General features: G+C 65.6%; 14 protein-coding genes. 6 read left to right on the top strand and 8 right to left on the bottom strand.

Features of this window, described 5'->3' with window-relative positions:
- On the top strand, nt 1-247 hold a 247-nt coding region (locus G3N62_RS32305), incomplete at its 5' end, for a hypothetical protein (RefSeq protein WP_206141428.1).
- Between the two features lie 49 nt (nt 248-296).
- Here G3N62_RS32305 and G3N62_RS32300 read toward each other — a convergent pair.
- Together G3N62_RS32300 and G3N62_RS32295 are read right to left on the bottom strand one after the other, a co-directional pair.
- On the bottom strand, nt 297-995 hold the full coding sequence (locus G3N62_RS32300) for an energy transducer TonB (protein ID WP_034187008.1): 699 nt from the start codon (nt 993-995) through the stop codon (nt 297-299).
- 846 nt (nt 996-1841) lie between these two features.
- Nucleotides 1842-2330: a YbaK/EbsC family protein gene (locus G3N62_RS32295; RefSeq protein WP_034186839.1), complete on the bottom strand. Its 489-nt coding sequence runs from the start codon at nt 2328-2330 to the stop codon at nt 1842-1844.
- A gap of 457 nt (nt 2331-2787) precedes the next feature.
- On the opposite strand from G3N62_RS32295, the gene G3N62_RS32290 reads away from it, so the two are divergent.
- Nucleotides 2788-3081: a YciI-like protein gene (locus tag G3N62_RS32290; RefSeq protein ID WP_124669022.1), complete on the top strand. Its 294-nt coding sequence runs from the start codon at nt 2788-2790 to the stop codon at nt 3079-3081.
- Between the two features lie 5 nt (nt 3082-3086).
- Here the strand turns inward: G3N62_RS32290 and corA are convergent, their stop codons facing one another.
- The gene (gene corA / locus G3N62_RS32285; protein WP_034187007.1) at nt 3087-4064 is read right to left on the bottom strand and encodes a magnesium/cobalt transporter CorA; all 978 of its coding nucleotides are present in this window, start codon (nt 4062-4064) and stop codon (nt 3087-3089) included.
- A 200-nt stretch (nt 4065-4264) separates the two neighbouring features.
- Between corA and cydX the strand changes: the two genes are divergently transcribed.
- Both cydX and G3N62_RS32275 read left to right on the top strand, forming a co-directional pair.
- The gene (cydX, locus tag G3N62_RS32280; RefSeq protein ID WP_034186837.1) at nt 4265-4411 is read left to right on the top strand and encodes a cytochrome bd-I oxidase subunit CydX; all 147 of its coding nucleotides are present in this window, start codon (nt 4265-4267) and stop codon (nt 4409-4411) included.
- Entirely contained in the window at nt 4408-5025 is a 618-nt protein-coding gene (locus G3N62_RS32275) for an ATP-binding protein (RefSeq protein WP_034186836.1), read from the top strand. The genes cydX and G3N62_RS32275 overlap by 4 nt, the downstream gene beginning before the upstream one ends.
- 103 nt (nt 5026-5128) lie before the next feature.
- Here the strand turns inward: G3N62_RS32275 and G3N62_RS32270 are convergent, their stop codons facing one another.
- Both G3N62_RS32270 and G3N62_RS32265 read right to left on the bottom strand, forming a co-directional pair.
- Nucleotides 5129-6229, bottom strand: a complete 1101-nt coding sequence (locus G3N62_RS32270; protein ID WP_034186835.1) for a saccharopine dehydrogenase C-terminal domain-containing protein — start codon at nt 6227-6229, stop codon at nt 5129-5131.
- A 499-nt stretch (nt 6230-6728) separates the two neighbouring features.
- Entirely contained in the window at nt 6729-7193 is a 465-nt protein-coding gene (locus G3N62_RS32265) for an Lrp/AsnC family transcriptional regulator (RefSeq protein ID WP_006481526.1), read from the bottom strand.
- A gap of 249 nt (nt 7194-7442) precedes the next feature.
- Between G3N62_RS32265 and G3N62_RS32260 the strand changes: the two genes are divergently transcribed.
- Nucleotides 7443-7994: a Spy/CpxP family protein refolding chaperone gene (locus tag G3N62_RS32260; RefSeq protein ID WP_034186834.1), complete on the top strand. Its 552-nt coding sequence runs from the start codon at nt 7443-7445 to the stop codon at nt 7992-7994.
- A 135-nt stretch (nt 7995-8129) separates the two neighbouring features.
- A complete protein-coding gene (locus G3N62_RS32255) occupies nt 8130-8561 on the top strand; it encodes a PGDYG domain-containing protein (protein WP_069245629.1) in 432 nt (143 codons plus the stop codon).
- Nucleotides 8562-8594: 33 nt separating this feature from the next.
- On the opposite strand, the gene G3N62_RS32250 is transcribed toward G3N62_RS32255, so the two are convergent.
- From G3N62_RS32250 to G3N62_RS32240, 3 genes are all read right to left on the bottom strand, one after another.
- Complete coding sequence (locus G3N62_RS32250) at nt 8595-8957, bottom strand: DUF3022 domain-containing protein (RefSeq protein WP_034186832.1); 363 nt, start codon at nt 8955-8957, stop codon at nt 8595-8597.
- 12 nt (nt 8958-8969) lie between these two features.
- Nucleotides 8970-9758, bottom strand: a complete 789-nt coding sequence (locus G3N62_RS32245; protein ID WP_034186831.1) for a YhfC family intramembrane metalloprotease — start codon at nt 9756-9758, stop codon at nt 8970-8972.
- A gap of 54 nt (nt 9759-9812) precedes the next feature.
- On the bottom strand, nt 9813-10061 hold a 249-nt coding region (locus G3N62_RS32240), incomplete at its 5' end, for a substrate-binding domain-containing protein (RefSeq protein WP_206141427.1).

The following is a 10061-nucleotide window of genomic DNA, read 5'->3' as shown; positions in this document are numbered from 1 at the left end:
CTCGTCGCTGATCGGCGCGTTCAACTTCTACGTGAGCGTGCCGGCCGAGCTCGTGAAGGCCGCGCGCATCGACGGCGCCGCGGCCTGCGCCGATGCATCGGCCGCCCCGCTGGCCTGCGCATGGGCGAGCTGCGGCGCAACGAACCCGTCGACCACGGCGACGGACATCAACATGCTTGCCGCCAGCGCGGCCAGTGAACGCTTCGTCATACCCCACTCCAGTTCTTTCGGTGAACTTATTACATAAGTTCGAGACGGTTTTCCCCGACCCGGCGCGTGCCGGGCCGCCCACTGCATCAATTCAGATTGAACGAGAACGGCACCTGGACCCGCACCGACTGGCCCTGTGCGACGCATTTGAACCGTTTCACGGTGTTGTACGCGGCTCGATCGAGGATCGGATCCGCGGACTGCGCGACGCGCTCGTTCGTGATGTTCCCTTCCGCATCCACGACGAACTCGATCGTCACGTCACCGGTGATGTTGTTTTCCTGCGCTTCCTTCGGATACTGGATCGACGCACGCAGCGCGTCCGAATTCGGGCAGACGACCCCGACGTCATGGCTGACCGGCTTGGCCGGTGCCGGCGGCGCCACCACCGGCGCCTGCACGGCCGGCGCGGACGGCACCGGGGCCGCCTGGTGCGTGATCGTCGCCTGCGGCGGTGCCTGCACCTGGACTTCCGGCGGCGGCACGAACGGCGGCGGCGGCGGTGCGAATTTCGGCGGCGGGAGTTTGACCACCGGCATCGGCGGTGGCGGCGGCGGTTTGACCGGCTCGATGATGCGGGTCTCGATCGGATGCTGGATCACCTGCACGACTTTGGTCGCGAGGCCGTTGAGCAGCGCGTAGATCAGCACTGCATGCAGTACCAGGACGATCCCGATGCCGCCGAACCGGCGCACCGGGTTCTGCTGCTTCTTGCCGAACTCTCTCGGACGCCCCAGCGTGGCCAGCCCGCTGTTCGAAGTAGCCAGATGTTCTTCGACTTTCATGCCCACCATCCATCCCCCAAGCGATTCGCCCAGTTTCGGGTTGCGGCCGGCAGCGCAGCCAGGTCGGCAGCGCCACCGCATCACCCCGAACATTTCATTTCAAATTCAATTAGCAATCCGAATTGAAAGAATCACATTCGAATTCCAATTCATTCTTTTTCACGAAATCGTTGCGCCGATGCGGCCCGGATTTATACCGGAAAAACACCCACCTGCGCGGTCAGGCAATTGTCAGCCGAGCTGGCGCCCCTCGCAATTCGCATGACGATTCGCCGTTCGTTACGCGGTGATGTCAATGGCGCCGTTCACTTGGGTGCAGACGATAGCAAGGAAAAAATTTTGCCGTCAAACTTTATTTGATGCCCAAATACAAAGTTTGGAGGGCTTATTCAAATAATATTCCGGTAAGCACAAATCAAGTCTTTATTATTGAATTGGTAATTGATTTGTATGGATATATTCCAATCCGTATATCGAACCCGTCCGACATGGATTTTCGTGTATTTCCCGTGCGGCACGGGAAATGACCTCCCCCTTGGGGGCAACGAGCCGAACGTACCCCGCCACGCGTCAATATGGGAGGCGGTCTACCGGCGCTTCGGGGCGCCCGCATCGAAGCACGCCGGTATCGCATGCCGTGACACGTCGACGGGACGAGTCACCCTTGCTGGAATAAACAGGAATCCGACACAACAAAGGTCGAATTGAATTTAATTCAGACCTCGCGAAATAGATTCGTATGTCGAATTAACTGACTGGAACATCGCAATCAAGCAGGTACACCCCCTCCCCGCCGGGGCGCACGCCTGCGCACCGGCCCTGCGCATCACCGCATTCGAGGCTCCCTCAGGACAGCATCATCCCTTGCATCTTGTGCGAGAAATGCGCGCGCTCGGCCGTCTCCATCAGCGTCAGGAATTCATCCTGCATCATGTGGATCAGCGCTTCGTGGTCGCCGGCCTCGAAATAGACTTCCGGCTGCTGCGCGAGACGTTCCTCGAGGAACGTCTTCATCCCGTACGCCATGCATACCGGCGGCAGCGCGCCCATGTCGCAGTCCTTGAACAGTTCGCGCAATTCGACCTCCCGGGCAAGCACGAGATGGCGTCCCGTCTTCACCCAGAGATCCGACAGGCGCACTGCGTGCGTGGTCGGCAAGACCGCGGCGACGTAGCCCTCGTCGTCCTCCAGGAGCACGGTTTTCGCGAGGCGGTCGCCGGGGATATGCGCGGCGGCGGCCGTCTCCATGCTCGTATGGCTATAGGGGTGGTACACGACTTCGTACCGCGATGACTTCTGGCGCAGGCAATCCTGCAGGGTGGCTGATACAGGCATGGCTCACCTCGTCTGGGCGAATCGGGCGAACGGAGTTCGCTCCGGATTCGTTCAGCATAGGTCGCATTCCGGCCAATGGAAACGCCCACGCGCAGCGCCCGCCCGGACGGCCCCGCGCACGGTTCCGATCCCTTTTCGCCGGCCCCGGAAGCCGCCGCCGGCACGTGGAATCCCCGGCCGGAATGGACGTGACCGCCCCTCTTTTCCTGCAGACGATTCCAGGCACCAGTGCTGTGGTGCGAAGGCGCCCGTCACTATCCGGGCGCTTTGGAAACCAGACCGTTAGTTGCGTTTATTCCGGAATGTCGACGAAAGCCGGTCACGCATTTCGATCCGTCCGCCACCCTGACAACCGTGCGCCGCGCCGCGCAAAGCGCACTGCCAAAGGCCGTACGGTGCCCTATACTGAGCCGGCCGGCCCGCGATCCGGCGGCACCCACCGACTCCGGGAGCGATCATGCATTACCAGTTGATCTACGAACTCGTCGACGATTACCTGTCGCGGCGCGAACCCTTCCGCGCGCAGCATCTCGCGCTCGCGCAGGCCGCGACCGAGCGCGGCGAACTGATGCTCGCCGGTGCGCTGGCGGACCCGGCCGATCAGGCCGTGCTCGTGTTCGAAGGCGATTCGCCGGAAGCGGCCGAATCGTTCGCGCGCGCCGATCCGTACGTGCAGAACGGCCTCGTGAAATCGTGGTGCGTGCGGCCGTGGCGCGTCGTGGTCGGCAAGCACGCGCCACGCCAGGCCTGAGCCGGCTACAGCCACCCTGCCCGCTTGAAACGCCACCACAGCGCGAGATCGGCGACGACCATCACCGCGATGCAGCCGTAGAAGCCGTATTTCAGGTGCAGCTCGGGCATGTTCGCGAAATTCATCCCGTAGATGCCGGCGATCATCGTCGGTATCGCGAACAGCGCGGCGAACGAGCCGAGCCGCTTCGTCACTTCGTTCTCGGCGAGCGAAATCATCCCGAGGTTGACCTGGATCGCCGTGACGACCATCTCCCGGCGTCCTTCGATCGTCTTCACGATCCGCTGCAGATGGTCGTACACGTCGCGGAAATAAGCGGCCATCCCGCTGCACACCTGCGGCACGCGCCCGCCGGTGAGCTTGGCGAGCGGCTCCATCAGCGGCGCCGTGTGCTGGTACAGCATCACGAGCCGGCGTTTCAGCGAATAGAGATCCTCGATGATCGCGCGCGACGACGCGGGCGTCGCTTTCGCGAAGATGCGGTCCTCCAGTTCCTCGAGCTCCGCACCGAGCGTTTCGAGGATCGGAAAGTAGCGGTCGACCACCTGGTCCATCAACGCGTAGAACACGAACGCCGAGCCCTCCCGCAGCAGATGCGGCTCCCGCTCGCAGCGCTTGCGCACGTCGCGGAAATCATGCTCGGTATGGTTGCGGATCGACAGCACGTAGTTCGGGCCGACGAACACGTTCAGTTCGCCGACCTTGAATTCGTCGTCCTCGTCGAGCTCGACCGTATGCAGCACGGCGAACAGCGAATCGCCGTACTCCTCGATCTTCGGCCGCTGGTGCCCCTTGCGGGCGTCCTCGAGCGCGAGCTCGTGCAGCCCGAACTCCTCGCCCATCAGGTCGATTTCCTCCGGCGTCGGATCCTTCAGCGCGACCCACACGAAGCACTCGGGCTTCGACACGTAGTCGCTGATGGCGTCGATATCGATGTCGGCCAGCTTGCGGCCATCCTGGTATGCAGCGCAGTTGATCAGCATGTCGTCCGTCATGTTGCGGTTTGTGCATCAGTTTACCGGTTTGCTGCGCGGACGGCCCGGCTTGCACGGCACGCCGATATTGGTCATGATCGGGCTGCGTGCGCCGCAGCACGCGCATCGGGGTACTTCGACCGGCCCGCGGCACCTGCGTTGCGCAACGCACAACGCCCGTGCGGCCCAACCGTCAAGGAGGCAGACCTATGTGGTATTTCTCGTGGATACTCGGCATCGGCGTGGCGCTCGGCTTCGGCATCATCAACGCGATGTGGCTGGAAGCGGAAGTCTTCTCGCGCGGCGACAGGCGCAACGACGCGTCGGGCCCGCGGCCGGGGAGCCAGGCTTCGTGACGCACCTGGTGTTCTTCTGCGGTCATGCCGGCACCGGCAAGACCACGCTCGCGAAGCGGCTCATCGGGCCGCTGATGCGCGCCACCGGCGAGGCGTTCTGCCTGCTCGACAAGGACACGCTGTACGGCCGCTACAGCTCGGCCGCGATGGGCGCGCTCACGGAAGATCCGAACGACCGCGACAGCCCGCTCTACCTGAAACACCTGCGCGATCCCGAATATCACGGCCTGCTCGATACGGCCCGCGACAATCTCGCGCTCGGCATCAGCGCGATCGTCGTCGGCCCGCTGTCGCGCGAAGTGCGCGACCGGCGCATCCTCGATCGCGCGTGGCTCGGCATCGCGCCCGACGTCACGCTGACGGTCGTCTGGGTCCACACGTCGGAAGACGTTGCACACGCACGGATCGTCGCACGCGGCAATCCGAACGATGCCTACAAGCTCGCGCACTGGGACGAATACCGGCAGCGCCGCTTCGTGCCGACCGGCCAGGAATGCGACGGCATCGTGATGTTCGACAACACCGCACCGTCCGACGCGGACGTCGACGCGCTGCTGTACCGCATCGTGCCGCCGCCGCAACCTGCGACGATCGTCCCGCCGCTGCCGGCCTGAGCGCACCGCACCGTTCCCGCCTTGCGCGTCACAAACGACAACGCCGGAAGCGCTGCTGCGCTCCCGGCGTCGTACGGCCCTCGTGCCCGAGGCTGGCGGAGGGTCAGGCGAGCGCGTGCACGCGCTCCATCGTGCCGCCGTCGTACAGCTTGCCGAAGCGGTTCGACAGGAACGCCTTCAGCGACACCTTTTCCTGCGGGATGAAACCGCTCTGCGGCAGCTTCTTTTCGCGGAACAGATCCAGCACCGCGCACATCGCGCCGGCCGTCGTGATCTGGATCGCGCTCATGTGCATCCCGCACACGTCCTTCGCGAAGATCTTGCGCGTGAACACGTCCTGCACGAGCTGGCCGTCCTTCACGCCCGTCACCGTGACGAACACCAGCACGACGTCCTGCTTCGTCGACGGCACCGCACGGCGCATGATCGACTTCAGCGTGTCGCGGTCGGTCGACAGGCGCAGGTCTTCCAGCAGGAACTGGACGAGCTCGCGGTGGCCCGGATAGCGCACCGACTTGTAGTCGAGCGTCTCGACCTTGCCCGACAGCGTCTCGCACAGCGTGCCGAGGCCGCCCGACGTGTTGAACGCTTCGTATTCGGTGCCGTCCAGCGAGAAGTGCTCGAGGCCTTCGAGCGGCTGCACCCACTGCTTGCGGCCGTCGCGGATCGCTTCGCACGGCTGGCAGTATTCGTTGATCAGGCCGTCGACGCTCCACGTCAGGTTGTACTTCAGCGCGTTGGTCGGATACTCGGGCAGCGCGCCGACGCGCATCTTCACGTCGCGCACTTCGCTGAAGCCGTTCACGAGTTCGTGCGCGGCGATGCCGATGAAGCCCGGCGCGAGGCCGCACTGCGGCATGAACGCACGGTCGGAGCCGTCGGCCAGTTCGCGGATCGCGTGGGTGGCGCGCACGTCTTCGGTCAGGTCGAAGTAATGGACGCCGGCAGCCTTCGCGGCGGCGGCAACGTTCACCGCGAGGTAGTAAGGCAGCGCATTGACGAGCGCATCGAAGCCCTTCACTGCTTCGCGAATCGCATTCGCATCGGCGGAATCGACGCGCTGCGTCGCGATGCCTTCGCGCGACAGCTTCGCGAGCGCATCCGCGTCGCGGTCGAACGCGACGACTTCGTAGTCGCCCGTTTCACGCAGCATGTGAGCAATGGTGTGGCCGATCAGACCTGCGCCGACGATGGCGATTTTCATGCGCTTATCTCCTGATGATGGGTTGATGTTGTGAACGGCGTCGAGCCATGAACACAGTTTAGGGACCCGCAAAATCAGTTCCAAGACGAAGAATGATGCGAAACGACCGATAATTTCGACGTTATGACGATACATTTCGTCGAAACGTCCGATTCATCTAAAAATCGCGTATAAGCGCGCCCGCAGGCAGGCCGTTGCAGGCTTCACGCGCAAGAACGAAGGACGAAGGCGAAGACGAGGAATGGCATGGCGCCGACGCACGAACCGCGCGCGTCAGGAGCGGCACGCCGGTCGAAGCAGGCGGCACGAAGGCGTTCGGAAGGAAGAGACGCGCCGGATGCGCAGGCAGGCGACGGCCGGCACCCTGCCCGTCAGGCAATGCGCCGGCGGTCGGGACGAATATGGCCGCGGGCGGGCGGCAAGCGAAACCCCGCGACGCCGCGCAAACCCGCGCAATGCACGCGCTGGCACGCTCGCGCACGGCACCGCGTGCGGCAGGTCAGCCGCCGATCGTCCCGCGATCGATCTTGCGCGACAGGATGATCGACGTCGTCGTGCGCTCGACGCCTTCGAGCGTCCCGATCTGGTCGAGCAGGTCGTTGAGCCGTTCGGGCGAATCGGCGCGCAACCACGCGACGTAGTCGTACTCGCCGCTCACCGCGCACAGCAGCTGCACTTCGGGCATCCGGTCGAGCTTGCGCAATACGTCCTTGCCGAACTTCGGCGTGAGGATGATGCCGACGTACGCATAAATGCTCGCGTCGAGCACGTCCTGCCCGAGCCGCACGCTGTACCCGGCAATCACGTTGGTGCGTTCGAGCCGCGCGATGCGTGCAACGACCGTCGTGCGCGCGACGTCGAGCTGGCGCGCGAGATCCGCGACGCTGGCGCGCGCATCGGCTTGCAGCAGCGCGACGAGTTGCCGGTCGAGATCGTCGAGTTGGTCGAGGCGGGGTGGACGCATGAGGCTGGGCCGGCACGCAACGCGCCGGCTGAGTGGAAGGTGACGCGATGATAGCGCCGAACGCCCGCGTGCCCAACCGGCATCGCCCGAATCCGGGCCTTTCAATTTCGATTCGTATCGGATGTAAGCAAGTGTCGCATTCACTGCCGCGCCGCACGCAACGTGCTACTAATAACGGCGACGCGAGAAGCGCGCTTGCGGCAGTGACCGCCGCGCCCGCTCGCACGACACCACCCCGGAGAGCCAATCATGAAGAAAATCTCGCTCACCCTCGCTACGCTCGCCGTTGCAGCCAGCGCGTTCGCGCAAACCCCGGCACAGCCGCAAGCGCCCGCGCAGGCCCCGGCCACGACGGCCGCGGCGTCGGCCCCGAGCGCCGAGCAGCGCGCGGCACGCCACGAAGCGCGCATCGAGCAGCGCATCAAGTACCTGCACGACCAGTTGAAGATCACGTCGGCGCAGGAACCGCAGTGGAAGACGTTCGCCGACACGATGCGCGACAACGGCGCAACGATGGGCCGCCTCTACAGCGAACGGATGGCCAAGCACGACGTCTCCGCACTCGACGACATGAAGCAGTATGCGGAACTGTCGCAGGCGAACGCCGACGGTGCGAAGAAGCTCGCCGACGCCTTCGCGCCGCTCTACGAGAGCTTCCCGGCCGAGCAGAAGGCGCTGGCCGACACGACGTTCCGCAGCTGGCTGCACCACGGCGGCGAGCATCGCGGCAAGGGCAAGGCGAAGGGCAAGGAAGGCAAGGCGGCAGCCGCGCCGGCCGCCAGCGCACCCGCGCAACCCTGACGCCCACCCCGCCGGCGCCGTGCTGCCCCGCCCGGGCGGACGGCGCCGCGCCTCCGCCGGCGATCGGCGCGCCACACGGCGCGCCGAATTCGGGATAAGCTCCCGGCTTTTCCAGCTTTCCCGTACCTTCCCGCCATGCTCGAACTCAAGCACCTCGATCTGCGTACCGATCCGCAGGCCCGTCGCGTCGTCAAGGACGAAACCGTCGCCGTGGCTTTCGCGGATGCCGACGGCGAACTGATGAGCCTCGAAGGTCCGAACCGCTATGTCGCGGGCGACGCGCTGATCACCGGCTCGACCGGCGATCGCTGGGTCGTGTCGCGCGCACGCTTCGACGCCAAATACCTGCCCGCCGATCCGGCACTCGCGCACGGCGCGCCGGGCGCCTACCGGAACCGGCCGGCCGTCGTGCTCGCCCGCCGGATGGACGAGCCGTTCACGATCGCCCGCTCGGAAAACGGCGACACGCTGCGCGGCGTCGCCGGCGACTGGGTCATGCAATACGCGCCCGGCGACTACGGCGTCGTGCAGGCGCAGCGCTTCGCGCAGGTCTACCGCGACGCGTAACCCGCCGCGCCGGCACGATGCCGGCGCACCCGCTCACGCAAAGTCCTCGTCGAGCTCGAGTTCCGCGTTGCGCTCGACGGCCTCGCCGGCCGCATGCCGCTCCTCGAGCGAGCCGAGCATCGCTTCCGTGTACGCATGCAGCACCGCATGGCTGCGCGCACGCTGCATCGGCTTGAGCGCAAGATAGCGCGCGAACGCCGCCGGCACGATGCGGATATCGAGCGTCATCCGCTTCGGCGTCGCGCCGAAACGCATCGCGAGCCAGTGCACGGACAGGAAGCGCCCGCGCGCATCGCTGCTTTCGGCAAAGCGCGTCTGCTCCGGAAAGAGATCGCAGATCACGCGCGCGAGCGCGTCGAATTCCGCGCTCTGGCATTCGATCAGATAGTCATCCATTACGCTCCCCCGTCAGGCTGCCGTTCGCGACGGCCGGCACGTCTTCACCAGCACGGCGACCAGGACCGCGCCCAGCACGAAATACGCGGCCTCGACCCACGCGGCCGGCAGCACGCGCACCTGGTACAGCAGCGTCGGCACGGCCGCGAGCGCATGCAGCACGATCGCGAGCGGCAACACGCCCGCGCGGCCGGCGCGCACGCCGCGCCAGACCAGCACCGACAGCGCGAGCTGCACCGCGAACGCCGCGCAGCGTTCGAGCAGCAACAACAGGATCGACTGCGCCGACAGCGTCGCGAGCATCATGTGCAGCCGCACCACGGTGTCGACCGGCAGGTCGGACAACTGCGTCTCGAGCTGGCCGCGGCTCGCGAGCCACGCGAGATACGACCACTGGCCCCACACGAGCACGCCGACGAACCATGCTTCGGCGCCGGCATGACCGATCCCGTAGCCGATCCCGCGGCCGTCGCCGGCCGACTCGCCGTAGCGGCGGTTCAGGAAACGCATCCCGAGATAGCGGCCGGCTTCCTCGAATACGGCCGTCGCGAGCGCGCTGTATGCGACGAACGCGAGCGGCTGCGTCAGCCAGCCGTCCTCCGGCGTGCGGCTCAGCACGAGCCCGTGAAACGCGCGCTCGGCGATCATCGCAAACAGCGTGAAGACGGCGACGCCGACGATCGTGTCGCGGCGATTGAGCGCAAGCGGCTTGCGCAGGATGCGGAAGAGGACGAGCGGCAGCAGCGCGATGATCAGCGTGGCGGCGATCAGCAGCGCCAGCGTGACGGGAGCGACAGTCATGTATTTCCTTGTTCGGGGCAGCGCACCTGACGCGCTGCGTGCCCCGCATGATACTCAGCTTGTGGTCGACGCGCGCGCACACAGCTCGCCGGGCAGCATCGCGACGCGTACGTCGCCCGCCGCGCCGTCGATCCGCTCGTGCACGAATTCGACGGCCTTGTAGCCGATTTCGTAGGTCGGCTGACGAATCGTCGTGATGCCGATCAGCTCGGCCCATTCCGGATCGTCGATCGACAGCAGCGCCGCCTTCTGCTGCCACGCGGCGCCGAAACGCGCACGCAGGTGGCGCGCGATCGCGAGCGG

Source organism: Burkholderia sp. Tr-20355 (assembly GCF_017104685.1).
GTDB lineage: Bacteria > Pseudomonadota > Gammaproteobacteria > Burkholderiales > Burkholderiaceae > Burkholderia > Burkholderia seminalis.
The sequence above is the reverse complement of the archived record's forward strand: the minus strand, read 5'-3'. Positions and strand labels throughout refer to the sequence as shown.

Bases quoted from the DNA above. Each gene is read 5' to 3' on its own strand.
- G3N62_RS32290 (WP_124669022.1), top strand. From the start codon at position 2,788: ATGCATTACCAGTTGATCTACGAACTCGTCGACGATTACCTGTCGCGG.
- G3N62_RS32270 (WP_034186835.1), bottom strand. From the start codon at position 6,229: ATGAAAATCGCCATCGTCGGCGCAGGTCTGATCGGCCACACCATTGCT.
- G3N62_RS32250 (WP_034186832.1), bottom strand. From the start codon at position 8,957: ATGGATGACTATCTGATCGAATGCCAGAGCGCGGAATTCGACGCGCTC.
- G3N62_RS32245 (WP_034186831.1), bottom strand. From the start codon at position 9,758: ATGACTGTCGCTCCCGTCACGCTGGCGCTGCTGATCGCCGCCACGCTG.
- G3N62_RS32265 (WP_006481526.1), bottom strand. From the start codon at position 7,193: ATGCGTCCACCCCGCCTCGACCAACTCGACGATCTCGACCGGCAACTC.
- corA (WP_034187007.1), bottom strand. From the start codon at position 4,064: ATGCTGATCAACTGCGCTGCATACCAGGATGGCCGCAAGCTGGCCGAC.
- G3N62_RS32295 (WP_034186839.1), bottom strand. From the start codon at position 2,330: ATGCCTGTATCAGCCACCCTGCAGGATTGCCTGCGCCAGAAGTCATCG.
- G3N62_RS32260 (WP_034186834.1), top strand. From the start codon at position 7,443: ATGAAGAAAATCTCGCTCACCCTCGCTACGCTCGCCGTTGCAGCCAGC.
- cydX (WP_034186837.1), top strand. From the start codon at position 4,265: ATGTGGTATTTCTCGTGGATACTCGGCATCGGCGTGGCGCTCGGCTTC.
- G3N62_RS32255 (WP_069245629.1), top strand. From the start codon at position 8,130: ATGCTCGAACTCAAGCACCTCGATCTGCGTACCGATCCGCAGGCCCGT.
- G3N62_RS32300 (WP_034187008.1), bottom strand. From the start codon at position 995: ATGAAAGTCGAAGAACATCTGGCTACTTCGAACAGCGGGCTGGCCACG.